This is a genomic window from Enterobacter sp. RCC_40 (genome assembly GCF_041360735.1).
Classification (GTDB): domain Bacteria; phylum Pseudomonadota; class Gammaproteobacteria; order Enterobacterales; family Enterobacteriaceae; genus Enterobacter; species Enterobacter ludwigii.
This window is the reverse complement of record NZ_JBFUPR010000001.1, coordinates 1,355,441-1,370,226: the sequence shown is the minus strand read 5'-3', so window position 1 is coordinate 1,370,226 and position 14,786 is coordinate 1,355,441. Positions and strand designations below refer to the sequence as shown.

The 14,786-nt window shown below is 54.7% G+C and carries 15 protein-coding genes and 2 tRNA genes; 8 read left to right on the top strand and 9 right to left on the bottom strand.

Annotated elements, in window-relative coordinates; all coding sequences use genetic code 11:
- Complete coding sequence (locus AB6731_RS06415; protein ID WP_371006059.1) at nucleotides 1-831, bottom strand: ABC transporter substrate-binding protein; 831 nt, start codon at nucleotides 829-831, stop codon at nucleotides 1-3.
- Between the two features lie 244 nt (nucleotides 832-1,075).
- On the opposite strand from AB6731_RS06415, the gene AB6731_RS06410 reads away from it, so the two are divergent.
- The 4 genes from AB6731_RS06410 to AB6731_RS06395 all read left to right on the top strand — a co-directional run bounded on the left by AB6731_RS06410 (nucleotide 1,076) and on the right by AB6731_RS06395 (nucleotide 3,849).
- Nucleotides 1,076-1,243 (top strand): hypothetical protein, encoded by a 168-nt coding sequence (locus AB6731_RS06410; RefSeq protein WP_014169756.1) that lies wholly within the window; start codon nucleotides 1,076-1,078, stop codon nucleotides 1,241-1,243.
- Nucleotides 1,244-1,350: 107 nt separating this feature from the next.
- A complete protein-coding gene (locus AB6731_RS06405; protein WP_163304236.1) occupies nucleotides 1,351-2,676 on the top strand; it encodes a sensor histidine kinase in 1,326 nt (441 codons plus the stop codon).
- Nucleotides 2,669-3,280, top strand: coding sequence for a response regulator transcription factor (locus AB6731_RS06400; RefSeq protein ID WP_014169758.1), 612 nt, complete (start codon nucleotides 2,669-2,671; stop codon nucleotides 3,278-3,280). Before AB6731_RS06405 ends, AB6731_RS06400 begins: the two co-directional genes overlap by 8 nt.
- An 89-nt stretch (nucleotides 3,281-3,369) precedes the next feature.
- Nucleotides 3,370-3,849, top strand: coding sequence for a heme-binding protein (locus tag AB6731_RS06395; protein WP_020884350.1), 480 nt, complete (start codon nucleotides 3,370-3,372; stop codon nucleotides 3,847-3,849).
- Nucleotides 3,850-3,884: 35 nt separating this feature from the next.
- On the opposite strand, the gene AB6731_RS06390 is transcribed toward AB6731_RS06395, so the two are convergent.
- Nucleotides 3,885-4,025 (bottom strand): hypothetical protein, encoded by a 141-nt coding sequence (locus tag AB6731_RS06390; RefSeq protein ID WP_020884349.1) that lies wholly within the window; start codon nucleotides 4,023-4,025, stop codon nucleotides 3,885-3,887.
- Between the two features lie 125 nt (nucleotides 4,026-4,150).
- Here AB6731_RS06390 and AB6731_RS06385 point away from each other — a divergent pair, with 125 nt between their 5' ends.
- Complete coding sequence (locus AB6731_RS06385; RefSeq protein ID WP_025204360.1) at nucleotides 4,151-4,933, top strand: MBL fold metallo-hydrolase; 783 nt, start codon at nucleotides 4,151-4,153, stop codon at nucleotides 4,931-4,933.
- Between the two features lie 72 nt (nucleotides 4,934-5,005).
- Entirely contained in the window at nucleotides 5,006-5,641 is a 636-nt protein-coding gene (locus AB6731_RS06380; protein WP_014169762.1) for a carbonic anhydrase, read from the top strand.
- Nucleotides 5,642-5,669: 28 nt separating this feature from the next.
- Here AB6731_RS06380 and AB6731_RS06375 read toward each other — a convergent pair whose 3' ends face one another.
- The 4 genes from AB6731_RS06375 to mdtK form a co-directional block, all read right to left on the bottom strand.
- Complete coding sequence (locus AB6731_RS06375; protein WP_371006058.1) at nucleotides 5,670-7,265, bottom strand: FAD-NAD(P)-binding protein; 1,596 nt, start codon at nucleotides 7,263-7,265, stop codon at nucleotides 5,670-5,672.
- Nucleotides 7,266-7,383: 118 nt separating this feature from the next.
- Nucleotides 7,384-7,460 (bottom strand) — tRNA-Val (locus AB6731_RS06370).
- A gap of 4 nt (nucleotides 7,461-7,464) precedes the next feature.
- Nucleotides 7,465-7,541: transfer RNA gene (locus tag AB6731_RS06365), tRNA-Val, on the bottom strand.
- Between the two features lie 153 nt (nucleotides 7,542-7,694).
- A complete protein-coding gene (gene mdtK / locus AB6731_RS06360) occupies nucleotides 7,695-9,068 on the bottom strand; it encodes an MdtK family multidrug efflux MATE transporter (protein WP_014169764.1) in 1,374 nt (457 codons plus the stop codon).
- A 225-nt stretch (nucleotides 9,069-9,293) separates the two neighbouring features.
- Between mdtK and AB6731_RS06355 the strand changes: the two genes are divergently transcribed.
- Nucleotides 9,294-9,935 (top strand): riboflavin synthase, encoded by a 642-nt coding sequence (locus tag AB6731_RS06355; protein ID WP_020884345.1) that lies wholly within the window; start codon nucleotides 9,294-9,296, stop codon nucleotides 9,933-9,935.
- Nucleotides 9,936-9,963: 28 nt separating this feature from the next.
- On the opposite strand, the gene cfa is transcribed toward AB6731_RS06355, so the two are convergent.
- Both cfa and punC read right to left on the bottom strand, forming a co-directional pair.
- Nucleotides 9,964-11,112 carry a cyclopropane fatty acyl phospholipid synthase gene (gene cfa, locus AB6731_RS06350; RefSeq protein WP_014169766.1) on the bottom strand — a complete coding sequence of 383 codons (1,149 nt, stop codon included), beginning with the start codon at nucleotides 11,110-11,112 and terminating at the stop codon, nucleotides 9,964-9,966.
- Between the two features lie 299 nt (nucleotides 11,113-11,411).
- Nucleotides 11,412-12,611: a purine nucleoside transporter PunC gene (gene punC / locus AB6731_RS06345; protein ID WP_014169767.1), complete on the bottom strand. Its 1,200-nt coding sequence runs from the start codon at nucleotides 12,609-12,611 to the stop codon at nucleotides 11,412-11,414.
- A 115-nt stretch (nucleotides 12,612-12,726) separates the two neighbouring features.
- On the opposite strand from punC, the gene punR reads away from it, so the two are divergent.
- Nucleotides 12,727-13,638 carry a DNA-binding transcriptional activator PunR gene (gene punR, locus AB6731_RS06340; RefSeq protein ID WP_014169768.1) on the top strand — a complete coding sequence of 304 codons (912 nt, stop codon included), beginning with the start codon at nucleotides 12,727-12,729 and terminating at the stop codon, nucleotides 13,636-13,638.
- A gap of 16 nt (nucleotides 13,639-13,654) precedes the next feature.
- Here punR and purR read toward each other — a convergent pair whose 3' ends face one another.
- A complete protein-coding gene (gene purR / locus AB6731_RS06335) occupies nucleotides 13,655-14,680 on the bottom strand; it encodes an HTH-type transcriptional repressor PurR (protein WP_014169769.1) in 1,026 nt (341 codons plus the stop codon).
- Nucleotides 14,681-14,786: the final 106 nt, after the last annotated feature.

Sequence of the window (14,786 nt, the reverse complement as noted above, 5' to 3'; positions counted from 1 at the left end):
TTACTGAGCTTCTATTTTAAAGGCACGAGGCTGTGGGGAGGGGGTATCCGGACCGAACCAGACGTCATAGATTTTTGCCGCCTGACCGTTCTTCTCAAGGTTAACAAGCTCGTCGTTGACGGCTTTCAGCAGTGCGGTTTCGCCTTTTTTTACCCCCACGCCAATCTCTTCTTTGCTGAGCAGATCGGGCAGGATTTTGAAGTTCGCCTTGTCCGCCGCCTGCGCCAGCAGACCGGCCAGAATCGTACTGTCCTGAGTGATAGCCTGCACGTTACCGTTGCGCAGGGCCGTCAGCGCCAGCGGAATATCGTCATAAGAGAGCACGCGGGCGTGCGGGAAACGCTGGTGCAGCGCCTGCTCACCCGTTGTGCCTTTTACCGCGCCAATGCGCGCCCGGCTATAGGCCTCAAGCGTATCGGCAGCTTTTACCGGTACCAGGAACTGCTGGCCGGTCACGAAATAGGGAAGGGAGAAATCAACTACCTGCGCCCGTTCCGGGGTAATGGTGATATCTGCCACAATCAAATCCGCCTTACCGGACTGCAGGAGGGGAATGCGGTTAGCCGGGTTGGTGGCGACCAGTTCAAGCTTCACGCCAAGTGCACTGGCAAGCGCTCTGGCGAAATCGACGTCGTAGCCGACAATCTCATGGGTCTTTGCATCGATGGAGCCAAACGGTGGATTGGCATCAAAGGTGGCAACTTTGACCACGCCTGCGGCTTTAATATCCGCCAGTTTATCGGCCTGCACCTGCATCGAGAACAGACCGCCTGCCGCCAGTAAGCCCAGCACCAGTGTCCTTTTTTTAAACCCTTTCGTGTTTGCTGCCATAGTGATTGTTCATCCCGTTGTTTTTGTTTTACCCCGTTACGCTCCCATAAGCGAAAGCTCTCGCCAAATAAGAAATCGTTCTTTGCTATTAGCAAAAAAGCATTAGTGAACAAGGTGTTAATGGTGAGTAAAAGAATGGAAGGCTATTTGCAAATCCTGCACATCGACAGTGGATTTTGGTATTTCCCCTGCGCGGGTGTTGGGTGTTTAACTTAGGGCAAGTGAAGCGAAAGGGGGAAAGACGATGAAAAAGTGGATAAACACGTTACGGCGGTTTTTTGCGACCCGACCAGCGAATGCGGAGAACAGCGCGCAACGTGTTCTTGAGTCCGTACTGCCTGTCGCCAGCCTGTATGGCGTAGACGTTGCCAACATTGATCCGGAGTGGTTCCATGATAAAACGTCACGCTGAACTGCGCCGCACGCGCGAAATGTACTGGAATGAGCTGTGCGAAATTTTGTTCTGACAACGGTTAACTGCTAATGTCGGCAGGATGAATCTCCTGACCCGTTAACGGAATGAATAACACTCTTTTCAGGCGCACGGTTATTGTCTGGCTGCTGGCGTGCCTCATCAGCGGCGTTTTGCTTTATGCCGAACAGATCCGCCGCCAGTTCTGGGAACGCGATCGTGAGTTTTCGACACGCTATTCCACCCTTAGCGCCGTACTGACGCAAAATGAATCTGTTTTGCCGTTACTCAACGGTGAGGAAGACCTCGCGGCCCTGCGCAAAAAATTCCCGCACATCCTCGCCCTTGAGAAAACTTCAGGCCGTGCGCTGAACGCTGCCCGTGTGGAATCGACCCGCGATTGTCAGTACTGGCTGTATAATCCCTGGCGTCAGATCCGCGTACTTATCGATCTTGCGCCGCTGCTCAGCACCCAACATACCTTTGATGCACTTGCCATTCGCTTCAATGACGCAGATAACGCGCCCCCTGCCGGGGCTTTCTGGCACTGGCAGCGGACCTTCACGCAACCCACACAACCTTTTACCCTTATGGCCACGGCAAAGCCGCACTGGCTGGCCGTCTCCTGGTGGGTATATCCGTTCCTGTTCTTCGGCTGGGCGGTGCTTATCGCCGCGGCCAGCCTGCTGCTCTGGCAACGGCGGCAGCGCCAGCACGCCGAACAGCGCGCACACTATTACCAGCATGCAAGGCTCAACACCCTGGGAGAGATCACCGCTGGGATCGTGCATGAGATAAACCAGCCGCTGACTGCCGTTCAGACCTGGATCCAGGGTGCTCAGCGCCAGCAACAGCAGGCGAATCCGCAGGCCGTATCGCAGGCGCTGGCTGCCGCGCTGGTACAAACCCAGCGTATCAGCGCGCTCTTAACCCGCTTTCGCGAACATGTGGTTCAGGAAAAAGTCACCTTGCGCGATATCGACCTGAAACCGTGCTGGCAGCAGGTGGTCGATCTCCTGGAACATGAACGCCGCTCTGAGCATATCGCGGTGAGCCATGCGTTCGCGGCAGGTGCCACGCGGGTTCTGGCAGACCGACTCTGGCTTGAACAGGTGCTGCATAATCTGCTCAGTAATGCCATTCAGGCCCAGCAAGAGTGCGCGCAAGGGTGGGTGAAAATAACCAGCGAGAAACGGGAAAACTGGATTTATATCACCCTCACCGATGGCGGACCTGGCTTTAGCCCGGAGGCCTTGCAGAACGCCTTTATGCCGTTTTACAGCGGGCGGACGGAGGGAATAGGGCTGGGAATGACGTTAACGGAGTCGTTGATGACGCGCATGAATGGATCAATTACGCTGGGCAATGCGCCCCAGGGCGGGGCGCAGGTCCGGTTACAACTGGCGAGTGGAGAGGTAAATACACGTGGATAACACAGTCTGGCTGATTGATGACGATGAATCCATCCGTGAGTCGCTGGCCTTCTTACTCTCGGGAATGGGCTGGCAGGTCAATGGGTTTGAAAGCGTGGACGCGTTTACGTCAGCGCACGGTGGGCGCGCGGCGCTCGTCGGCTGTCTGCTGCTGGATATGCGCATGCCGGGAAAAGGCGGGCTGACCTGGCTGGAGGAGGGCAAATGGCCCTGGCCGCTGCTGCCGGTTATCGTCATGACCGGACACGGCACCGTTGATGCCTGCCGCCGCGCCTTTCGCAATGGCGTCTTTGAGTTTTTCACCAAGCCGCTGGATGCCGATAAGCTCATTGAAACGGTAGGGCTCGCCTTCGAAGAGAGCCAGAGACGACTGACCCGCTGGCAGGAAACGTCGCGGATTAAAGCGCGTTTCGAACAACTGACGGCGCGTGAGCACGAGGTGCTGGCGGTGCTGATGGAAGGACGCAGCAATAAAGAGGTGGCCCTGCAGTTGAACCTCTCGCCCAGAACGGTTGAAGCGCACCGGGCCGCGGCGTTCGCCAAGCTTGGCGTGACCAGCCTGGTGCAGGCAATCCGCGATTACGACAAATTACAATCCGTATAACTACCAGGATAATTGCGTAATCAACCGAATTACGCTTCATCGCGCGTCTGAGTACGATCGAACGGTATTCAATCATTCGAGGACGTGCGATGAAAAAAGTAATGATGGCAGCCGCGCTTGTCGCCGGTAGCGTAAGCCTGACGGCACAGGCCGACGCATTGAACCAGAAAAATCTCTCCCTGGCGCAGGCCAACGCGCTGGCGACCTCCGCCATTCAGGCCTGCGTAGCGAAAAACTACCAGGTGACGGTCACCGTGGTGGACCGCGCCGGTGTGGTCAAAGCGGTGCAGCGTACCGACAATGCCGGGCCCCACACGGTAAAAGCCAGCGAAATGAAAGCCTATACCGCGCTGAGTGCAAAAAATGCGTCAGGCAAGGTTATGGAAGCCGCGCAGAGCAATGCCGGCGCACAAAACATGCGTGATATTCCGGGCTTCCTGCTGCTGGCCGGTGGTCTGCCGGTGAAAGAGGGGGATGAGGTGATCGGCGCAATAGGGATCGGCGGTGCGCCGGGTGGTCATCTGGATGAAGCGTGCGCGCAGGCGGCGATTGACGGGCTGAAGAAATAATATAAAAAAGCACCGGGTTTTCCGGTGCTTTATCATCAGATCTTGCAGGCATCACCGCAGTCGTCATCGGCGATAATCGACTGCGCTTTTTTATCAGCGTCGTCGAGACGTTCCGCGTTACGCTCTTCAGCTTCATCCAGCCCGTTAAAGACCAAGTTTTCGAGATCAATTTCCATATGGCACCTGCTTTGTTCGGTTTTTGATACTGGCACAGTATAGGGCAAAAAGAGCCGGCAATGTACCGCGCAGCACATAACGATAATCCCTGCCATACTCAGTGCTTTATCGCTGAGGAGAGCTCATGATTACACTGTGTAAAACCTGCGGTACCTCTTATGACGCAACGCCGGCGCGATGCCCTGTGTGCGAGGATGAACGCCAGTATGTTCCGGCCAGCGGCCAGGCGTGGAGTGATTTTGCGACGGTGACGGCCACACACAGCAATAAATGGCAGCAGCTGGAGCCGCAGCTGCTCAGTATCAAAACGGTGCCCGCTTTTGCCATCAACCAGCGCGCGCTGCTTCTGCGTACCCCCCACGGCAATATCCTTTGGGATTGCATTGCGAATCTCGACCCGGCAACCAGAACCATCATCACGGCGCTCGGCGGCATCAGCGCGATCGCGATTTCACATCCTCACTACTACACCACAATGCAGGAGTGGGCCGGGGCTTTCGATGCGCCGGTTTACCTGCACGCGAACGATCGCGAGTGGGTTATGCGCGACAGCCCGATGCTCCACTTCTGGCAGGGCGATACGCTGGACATTTTCCCCGCGGTAACGTTATTACGCCTCGGAGGACATTTCGCTGGCGGAACGGTGCTGCACTGGCAGGAGGGTGATGGTGTCTTACTGGCAGGCGATATTCTACAGGTCACGCCGGGCAAAGATGCTGTCTCGTTTATGTGGAGCTATCCGAATATGCTGCCGTTGCCCGCCCGCAGCGTCGAAGACGTGACCGGGCGGCTGGTGGGGAAAAAATTCGCTCGCCTGTACGGCGCTTTTGAAGGGCAAAATATCCTGGCGAATGCGGATGAGATTGTGCAGCGGTCGGGCCAGAAATATATTGCTTGTCTGAAGTAAAGTCCGGTGGGTAAACTTTACTTGTGTGATCCCGATCATACCTAAACTAAAACAGATAAAAGAGAAATTGCTATGCAACATATCATTGAAGGTTTTCTCAGCTTTCAAAAAGAGATTTTCCCGCAACGTAAAGAGCTCTTCCGCAGTTTAGCGTCCAGCCAGAATCCCAAAGCGCTGTTCATCTCATGCTCTGACAGCCGTCTGGTCCCAGAACTGGTCACTCAGCAAGAGCCAGGACAACTCTTTGTCATTCGTAATGCTGGCAACATCGTGCCACCGTTCGGCCCTGAGCCAGGCGGTGTCTCCGCAACGATTGAATACGCGGTTGTCGCGCTGGGCGTGACCGATATTGTTATCTGCGGCCACTCCAACTGTGGGGCGATGAAAGCCATTGCCGACAATGCGGACCTCGAACCTATGCCGGCGGTTTCTCACTGGTTACGCTATTCCGATGCGGCAAAAGCGGTGGTTGAGAAGAAAACCTGGGATAAGCCAATCGATAAAGTGAATGCGATGGTGCAGGAAAACGTGTTTGCGCAGCTGAGCAACATTAAGACTCACCCGTCAGTGGCGGTGGGCCTGCGCAACAACGCCATCCGCCTTCACGGCTGGGTGTATGACATTGAAAGCGGCAAAATTCTTGCACTGGATAAAGAGACGAAAACCTTCGTCTCTTTATCCGATAACCCGCAGGTTTACTTCGAGTAATCCCGCGTTGCAGGGCACGGATGCCCTGTCAGTCATCACTGTACGGTAATTTCCGTCTTGAACCCGATGCGGTTTTCTCTGCGGCTTTTGCCATCGCCTCTGCTATCTCTGCACATTCCGCCAGTCCCTGAACAAAAGGGCGATCGTGCATCAGCCACGGGATTGCGCCAAATGCAATGCGTCCGCGAAGCGTTTCCGGCGCTTTTAACGTGTAATCCTCGCCAATATCCGGGATCTCATCGCCCGTCGCCTGTAGCTGCTTGCGCAGCGTCGGGAAGGGCAGATCTTTTGTTTTAAGCGGCTTTTGCCCGCGGGCATCAATAAAGACGTCGAAACGGTAGGTCGTTTCTTTTGTGGCGATGACCGTCTGCGCGCTGCCAATATCCAGCGTGTAATCATCACCCAGCGCCACAACGCTAATGATGCCGGCCTCACGAAGCGCGAGAAGCCTGCGAATCGACTGCGGGGGAATGGCGGCATAGTTGTCGATAAAGACGCGCGCCAGCCCGTTTTTAAAGCGTTCAGCGTCCTCCTCGGTAAGATGAGGAACCATCTCCTGAACCACTTCATGCAGCCGAAGCACGGTGTAGCGCCAGGCCACCGTGCGCCGGTCACGTTTGTTCCGCTCGACTTCAATCAGGTTCTCTTCAGCCCAGGTAAACGGACCGTGCTGTTTTCGATCCTCAAACCACGCTTCGCGAAGGCTGTCCGCCGTCTGCATGCGCAGCGATATTTTCTCACACCAGGCGGGGTCGGCGAGTTCAAGCTCTTTCACCATCAGGGCGAAAATGCGGTCAAGCAGACCGTCTGATCCTTTGGCGATTTCGGCTTCGAGTACCGATTCGGTTAATACCGACAGCGGTTCGTACGGAATAGGGCAGTAAAAATCGGCCTCTGGCAGAATCCCGGACCTGGACATGAGTACAATTTTTAACGCTTCACTTCCTTTATCGAGGAGGAATGTGCCGTCGCGAAACTCACCGTGCTGCATGACCACGGCCATCGCCGCGTCCAGCCCGCTTAAGGATGTTCCCATAATACCGACGCGGCAGGGGCGGATGCGGGCATCCATCAACCCTGACCACGGGCTTGGGAAATACGCGCGAGTGGCTTCCTCTTCTTCTGGCCAGACATGCCCGGTGGCGATCACGGCGAGATCGAATCGTTCCGGAAACGGCGTGTCATTGACCGAAAGCGTCACGCCGGAGGAGGACGGGGCAACATCGGTGACGGTGGCAGACGTGTGGATCTCAACCTGAAATCCCCGCCTCTTAGCTTCCTGGACTATCGTCTGGAAACTGTCGCGAAAATACTCGCCCAGCAGAATACGGGGCAAAAACTGTCTGTCATGCAAGGTGGCTTTATCAACCTTAAAGCGCGCCAGATGGGCTTCACTCTGGCGCTTAAGCCAGTCGAGGTAGGTCATAAAAAGGGGCGGGATTTCAATGCTGGCAATGTTGGCCAGCATCAGGCGAGAGTTATCGTCGTCGTTGTAGGGCATTCCCACGCCAGCTTCGTCTGCCTGTTCAAAAACGGAGACAGAGAGCGGCGACGCGTTCTTAAGAAGAGAATAAAAGGTGTAAATCCCTGTAGGGCCGGAGCCGATAATGGCGATTTTCTTCATCGACAGTCTTCCTGTTTTTTTTCCATAAGAAAAGCGTAGCAGGAGAATAATGATGAAATTGGGGTATTAAGAAAAATCAGGCATTAAGAAGAGGATTTGCACCATTTCAGGACTGAAATGGTGCGTCCGAGTGGACTCGAACCACCGACCCCCACCATGTCAAGGTGGTGCTCTAACCAACTGAGCTACGGACGCAGAATGGTGCGTTCAATTGGACTCGAACCAACGACCCCCACCATGTCAAGGTGGTGCTCTAACCAACTGAGCTATGAACGCAACGTGTTGTCGGTGACAACGGGGACGAATATTAGCGGCACAGCATCGTTGAGGCAAGAGGGAAAATGCATTTTTCTCTCTGATTTCACGCGATTGCTTTATTACCGCGCAAAGTGAAGAGAAAGTAGCCGCCAGCTGGCGGCTACTGCGTATTTAACGTGCAGCGCGTTGCAATATTACCGAGGATGACTGGCGTTGCAGGAAGCGCATGCGCAGCATCATCATAATTGCCGCAGAGGTTAAGCCGATGATAAAGCCCATCCAGAATCCTGCCGGCCCCATGCGGTCAACCACCAGGTCGGTAAGCGCCAGGATATAACCACACGGCAGACCCAGCACCCAGTAAGCGATGAAGGTGATAAAGAAGATCGAACGCGTATCTTTATACCCACGCAGTACGCCGCTGCCAATCACCTGTATGGAGTCGGAGATCTGGTACACCGCGGCTAGCAGCATCAGGTGGGAGGCCAGGGCCACCACTTCCGGGTTATCGTTGTAAAGCAGGGCAATTTGCTCACGCAGCGTGATGGTAAACAGTGCCGTACAGATGGCCATACAGACACCGACGCCAAGCCCTGTGCGGGCCGCCGTTTGCGCATCCAGCGTCGAACCTTGCCCCAGACGAAAGCCCACGCGAATGGTCACCGCTGCGGCCAGCGACATCGGCAATACGAACATCAGGGAACTGAAGTTCAGCGCAATCTGGTGACCGGCTACGTTCACAATGCCGAGCGGAGAAACCAGCAGGGCGACCACGGCAAACAGCGTCACTTCAAAGAACAGCGCCAGTGCAATCGGCAGGCCTAACTGCACCAGACGCGTCATGATGTTCCAGTCCGGCGTGCTGAACGAACGTTCATTGCGGATATCGCGCATTGAACGGGCACGTTTCACATAAGAGATCATACTGAAGAACATCACCCAATAGACGGCAGCCGTCGCCACGCCGCAGCCGACGCCGCCGAGCTCCGGCATACCGAAGTGACCATAGATGAAGATGTAGTTCACCGGAATATTCACCAGCAAGCCGATAAAGCCCATCACCATTCCGGGCTTGGTTTTCGCCAGACCTTCACACTGGTTACGCGCGACCTGGAAGAACAGATAGCCAGGCGCACCCCACAGCAGGGCCCGCAGGTAGCCGACGGCTTTGTCAGCCAGAGCCGGGTCAATATTATGCATGGCGCGGATGATATGACCGGCATTCCACAGCACAACCATTATCAGCACGGAGACAAACCCTGCCAGCCAGAACCCCTGTCGAACCTGATGGGCAATACGTTCACGTCGCCCTGAGCCATTTAGCTGAGCGATAACCGGGGTGAGGGCGAGCAGCAGGCCGTGGCCAAACAGGATGGCCGGAAGCCAGATCGAGGTGCCTATTGCCACGGCGGCCATATCGGTGGCGCTGTAGCCACCCGCCATTACCGTATCCACAAATCCCATTGCGGTCTGGGCCACTTGCGCGATGATCACTGGTATAGCCAGTGCCAATAACTGGCGCGCTTCATTCATGTACTTCTGCACGTGAACACCTTTATATTCTAGTTATTTGAGAGACTAAAAAGGCCGCCGTAACTGGCAGCAAGAAGAAAATGCAGGGGGGTGCCAGCTATTGTAGCGGGGTTTAGCTATTTATCTAGTGAAAAAATCGCCACAAAATGCGCTCCGCTGGCAACCTGTTTTTCCAACTGTTATTGTGGTGGGATTAAACGGTGTCACCACCGTCCGGAAAAAACAGGAGTTGTAAGCATGTTTACTGGTATTGTGCAGGGCACCGCCAAAGTGGTGTCCATTGATGAAAAACCTAATTTCCGAACTCATGTGGTTGAGCTTCCGGAATATATGCTTGATGGCATTGAAACTGGCGCCTCGATTGCACATAACGGCTGTTGCCTGACGGTAACCGAAATTAACGGTAACCAGATTAGCTTTGATTTAATGAAAGAGACGCTGCGCATCACCAACCTGGGCGAGCTGGTGGTGGGGGATACCGTAAACGTAGAGCGTGCGGCCAGGTTCAGCGATGAGATTGGCGGCCATCTGATGTCAGGCCATATTATGACCACCGCGGAAGTGGCGAAGATTGTTACCTCGGAAAATAACCGTCAAATCTGGTTTAAAGTGCAGGATCCTTCATTAATGAAATACATCCTGTATAAAGGATTTATTGGTATTGATGGGATTAGCCTGACGGTTGGGGAAGTGACGCCGACCCGTTTCTGCGTGCATTTAATTCCTGAAACTCTCCAGCGTACAACCCTGGGAGCGAAAAAACTGGGGCATCGGGTTAATATCGAAATCGATCCGCAGACTCAGGCGGTTGTGGATACCGTTGAGCGGCTGTTGGCGGCTAAAGAAGCCGCAATAATAAAGACCGCAGAAGAAGAATAAAATGAACCCCGGATATCCGGGGTTTTTTTTAGCGTGCGACCCGCAAACCGTGTTCTATCCCTCGGCTGAAAACAACCTGCCAAAGTTGAATATCACGCGCGCGAAAGGCGCCTGCGCAGGCATTGAGATAATAGCTGAACATCCGTTTAAACCGTTCAGAATAGTTGTCCGCAATTTCTGGCCAGGCTTCCTGGAAACGTGAATGCCATGCCATCAACGTGGTGTCATAATCCGCGCCAAAGTTATGCCAGTCTTCCATAATGAAATGAGGTTCACTGGCGTTAGCAATCTGGCGAACGGACGGCAAACAGCCATTCGGAAAGATGTATTTGTTGATCCACGGATCGACGTTATTGTCGGTGCGCTTAGAACCAATGGTGTGCAGCAGGAAGATGCCGTCAGGTTTCAAGTTACGGTCCACCACGCTGAAGTAGGTGTCATAGTTTTTCGGCCCCACGTGTTCGAACATGCCGACGGAGACTATGCGATCAAACTGCTCGTTCAGGTCGCGATAATCCTGAAGGCGAATATCCACATCAAGGCCCTGGCAGCGCTCCCGTGCCATTTTTTGCTGTTCGGCTGAAATGGTCACACCGACCACGCTGGCACCATAATGCTTCGCCATAAAATAGGCCAGACCACCCCATCCACAGCCGATATCCAGCACACGCATGCCCGGCTGTAGCTGCAGTTTTTCACAAATCAGACGCAGCTTAGCCTGCTGGGCTTCTTCAAGGGTTGAGGCCTCTTTCCAGTAGGCGCAGGAATATTGCATGAAAGGATCGAGCATGCGGCTGAACAGGTCATTACCGAGGTCGTAATGCTCCTTGCCGACGATCCACGCCCGTTTTTTGCTTTGCAGATTAAACAGCCGGGCGGAGGCGACACGTAATGTATCTTTCAGATTGCGGGGGAGCTGGTTTTCCAGACCGGCGCGTAAAACGCTGGAGAAAAACATATCCAGCCGTTCACACTCCCACCAGCCGTCCATATAACTTTCCCCCAGGCCTAACGATCCCTCCCGCAATACGCGTTTAAAAAAGTCGGGATGCTTAACCTGTGGATCGGATGGCGAAGATCCATTAATAGTGATGCCTGCGCGACCTAACAGTTCACTGACGATCCGGGACCAGTTATCGTCCGGAACGCTGACTTCTTCTATACACGATGAACTCATAGCTTCTCCATCACCTTACTGTGATCAGAACCTTCAAACAGCGTAGACGCTTTTTATGGTTTGTGAGAAATCTCACGGTATTTCCCCGTGAGGCTAGTATCCGACGTAGAACAGAGGAAGGGAGATAACCCTTGCCGAAATGCCTTCCATGGTAAAACGGGAGCGCTCCGGCTCCCGTTAACACTTAATATTTATCGTATTTAATCGAACCAAATTTAGTATAGGCCTCAAAATTTGGTGATTCAATAGAAAATTCTTAGCAACCTAATCACTGATATTTAACATAATTTCTGGCGCGATTATGCATGCGAGGTTTTCACCTCTGCGCGGTCATCCTGCTCACGTTGTGCCGCAGACTGCATACGGTATCCCAGAAGGGCCAGCGCAACCGTAACCAGCATGACGCTGGTGGTGGTCAGGAGCGGCGTGGCAATCAGCGCAGAGACCACCAGGCTTGCCAGGAAGCACAGACCCAGCTGCAGGGTATTCTGAAGCGCGGCCGCACGACCTGTTGCCTGTGGGAACGGACGTAACGCCTGGGCTACGACGATAGGGTAAATCGCACCGTTCGCCACGGCCATCACGCAGAATGGAATCAGAATTTCTGCCAGACCGGCGCCCGGGATAAAGCCCACAGCCCAGGTGGCGATCACGCTCAGCGCGTAGAGCACCAGCAGCCAGGGCAGCATCTGCTGACCTTCCCATTTTTGCAGCGCCGCGCGACAGCCATAGCCCCCGACCAGAAACGCGATGGTCTGCGGGACATAGCTCAGACCGATGGCGGCCGGGCTGTAACCCATATCGTGAAGAATGAACGGCGAACCGGTCAGCCACGCGAAGAAACTCGCCGAGCAGGCGGCATAAATCAGGACATTACCGCGGTACGCTTTGGTGCTCAGCAGAGAGGTAAAGGTCACCGGTGTCGTGTCAGCAGGCGTCTCTTTCTTATGTGCCGCTTTGAGTGTGAATGCCGGGATCATCAGGACCAGCGTGATGGCAAACAGCGTAGCGAAAATGGCCTGCCAGTCGAAATGCGCCAGGATCCAGCTCCCGAGCAGCGGGGCGAGGGCAGGCGAAAGCCCTACCAGCGGCATAATGGTGGCGAAAATGCGGTTTGTCCGGTTGGCCGGATAGTAGTCGGTTACCAGCGCCTGCCAGGTCACCGCGGCAGCACAGACGCCAACGGCCTGCACGAAGCGTAGCACCAGCAGCCAGGTTGCATCGCGTACCCATAACATTCCCAGACAGCCGACGGCAAAGATAGCCAGCCCCAGCAACAGCACCGGTTTACGGCCAAAGCGGTCAGAGAGCGGCCCCCAGAGCAGCTGCGCGAAGGCAAAGCCCGCGAGGAATAAGCTCAGGCTGGCGCTGATGGCTGCCGCCGGGGTCTGTAAATCTTCCTGCATTGCGGCGAAGGCGGGCAGGTACATATCAGTGGCTAAAAAGCCCAGCACGCTTAAACCACCGAGCCAGACTAAAAATCCTTTCCTGGGTTGCATTGTTTTTTTCTCCTGAGGGAGGCAGGTCTATGTTTGCGCAGAGTGTAGGGAGTGCAAAGCAGCTTGTGAAACGCTAATATTTGGCGAGTGCATTCAAAATTTTTGCAGGCAGAAAATGTGGTCAGATTATTCTCTTGAAGTGGTCGATGCTGTTGCGCGCAACGGCAGCTTTAGCGGTGCAGCGCAGGAGTTGCACCGCGTCCCCTCGGCAATCAGCTATACGGTGCGTCAGCTTGAGGAATGGCTGGCCGTTCCGCTGTTTGAACGGCGTCACCGTGATGTGGAATTAACGCCCGCCGGGGCATGGTTTTTGAAAGAAGGGCGTTCTGTTATCAAAAAAATGCAGATCACCCGCGAACAGTGTCAGCAGATCGCTAACGGCTGGCGAGGACATCTTTCGATTGCCGTGGATAACATCGTAAAACCAGAACGTACCCGGCAGATGATTGTCGATTTCTATCGCCATTTCTCGGATGTCGAATTGCGGGTATCCCAGGAAGTGTTTAACGGCGTCTGGGATGCGCTGGCGGATGGCAGGGCAGAGATGGCGATCGGTGCCACGCAGGCGATCCCGGTTGGGGGACGCTTTGCCTTTCGCGACATGGGCATGCTCAATTGGAAATGTGTGGTGGCAAGCGATCATCCGCTGGCTGACCTGGACGGGCCGCTCAGCGACGAAACGCTCCGTAACTGGCCCTCGCTGGTGCTGGAAGATACCTCGCGTTCGTTGCCCAAACGCATCACCTGGCTGCTGGATAACCAGCGACGGGTGGTTGCGCCGGACTGGGAATCCTCAGCAACATGCCTCAGCGCCGGGCTGTGCGTTGCCATGGTCCCTGGCCATTTTGCACGGCCCCGAATCGACACCGGTGAATGGGTTGAACTGACGCTGGAAAATCCTTTTCCGGATGCGGCCTGTTGCCTCACCTGGCAACAAAATGATGTGTCGCCCGCAATGGCCTGGCTTCTGGATTACCTGGGAGACAGTGAGACGCTTAACCGGGAATGGCTACGGGAGCCAGTATAACTGGCCCCGTAAAAGATTAACGACGATAGTCGCGGAACGGACCATCCGCAACGGAACGGCGTTCGATAAGACGCGGGTGAACTTCAATGGACTGAGACTCTTCACGCTTGTTGACGATCCTGTCCATCAGCATATTGAAGGCCGTTTCACCCAGCGAGTCTTTTGGCTGGTGGATGGTGGTCAGCGCCGGGGTAAAGAAGCGCGCGTTGCGCACGTTGTCATACCCGATCACGGAAATGTCCTGCGGCACGCGCAAACCCAGTTCATCGGCGGCACAGAGAGCACCCATCGCCATAATGTCACCTCCACAGAAAACGGCTGTCGGGCGATGCGACTGGGAGACAATCTGCTGCATCGCGCGGTAACCGGATTCCGGTTCAAAGTCACCCTGCACGATCCAGTTTTCCGGCACGGTAATCAGCGCCTCTTCCATTGCTTTCATAAACCCGGCCAGACGTCCGGCACCGGTGTTGCGCTCCAGTGGACCCGGGATCACACCAATCTCACGGTGACCGCGTTCAATCAGATAACGGCCTGCCATATAGCCGCCTTCAAACGCGTTATCGATGACGGAGTCGGTGAAGTCTGCACGCGCTTCGCCCCAGTCCATGACCACCATAGGGATATGGCGGTACTCTTCCAGCATGGAAAGCACGGACTCCGGATACTCTGAACACATCACCAGCAGGCCATCCACACGCTTTTGCGCCATCATGGAGAGATAAGCGCGCTGTTTTTCAATGCTGTTCCACGCGTTGCCCAGAATCAGGGTATAGCCTTTCTGGAAGCAGTTTTTCTCGACCGCTTCAATGATCTCGGCAAAATAGGCCGCTTCACTGCTGGTAGCCAGCAAACCAATGGACTTGGTGTGATTAACTTTGAGGCTGCGCGCCACCGCACTCGGTGAATAGTGTAATTCTTTGATTGCCGCCCAGACGGCGTTGCGCGTCTCTTCCGCCACAAAGCGGGTTTTGTTAATTACATGTGATACGGTTGTAGTGGAAACGTTTGCGCGTTTTGCTACGTCTTTAATTGTTGCCATTAAATGTCACTCCAGACCATATCCTAAACTCCTGAAAAACTTGAAGGTAAACGTTTGCCTTCTCTCACCCTTATCACGCAATCTTGAATTGCGGCACGCCGGGAAA

Bases quoted from the DNA above. Each gene is read 5' to 3' on its own strand.
- AB6731_RS06415 (WP_371006059.1), bottom strand. From the start codon at position 831: ATGGCAGCAAACACGAAAGGGTTTAAAAAAAGGACACTGGTGCTGGGC.
- AB6731_RS06410 (WP_014169756.1), top strand. From the start codon at position 1,076: ATGAAAAAGTGGATAAACACGTTACGGCGGTTTTTTGCGACCCGACCA.
- AB6731_RS06405 (WP_163304236.1), top strand. From the start codon at position 1,351: ATGAATAACACTCTTTTCAGGCGCACGGTTATTGTCTGGCTGCTGGCG.
- AB6731_RS06395 (WP_020884350.1), top strand. From the start codon at position 3,370: ATGAAAAAAGTAATGATGGCAGCCGCGCTTGTCGCCGGTAGCGTAAGC.
- AB6731_RS06390 (WP_020884349.1), bottom strand. From the start codon at position 4,025: ATGGAAATTGATCTCGAAAACTTGGTCTTTAACGGGCTGGATGAAGCT.
- AB6731_RS06385 (WP_025204360.1), top strand. From the start codon at position 4,151: ATGATTACACTGTGTAAAACCTGCGGTACCTCTTATGACGCAACGCCG.
- AB6731_RS06380 (WP_014169762.1), top strand. From the start codon at position 5,006: ATGCAACATATCATTGAAGGTTTTCTCAGCTTTCAAAAAGAGATTTTC.
- AB6731_RS06375 (WP_371006058.1), bottom strand. From the start codon at position 7,265: ATGAAGAAAATCGCCATTATCGGCTCCGGCCCTACAGGGATTTACACC.
- AB6731_RS06355 (WP_020884345.1), top strand. From the start codon at position 9,294: ATGTTTACTGGTATTGTGCAGGGCACCGCCAAAGTGGTGTCCATTGAT.
- cfa (WP_014169766.1), bottom strand. From the start codon at position 11,112: ATGAGTTCATCGTGTATAGAAGAAGTCAGCGTTCCGGACGATAACTGG.
- punC (WP_014169767.1), bottom strand. From the start codon at position 12,611: ATGCAACCCAGGAAAGGATTTTTAGTCTGGCTCGGTGGTTTAAGCGTG.
- punR (WP_014169768.1), top strand. From the start codon at position 12,727: ATGTGGTCAGATTATTCTCTTGAAGTGGTCGATGCTGTTGCGCGCAAC.
- purR (WP_014169769.1), bottom strand. From the start codon at position 14,680: ATGGCAACAATTAAAGACGTAGCAAAACGCGCAAACGTTTCCACTACA.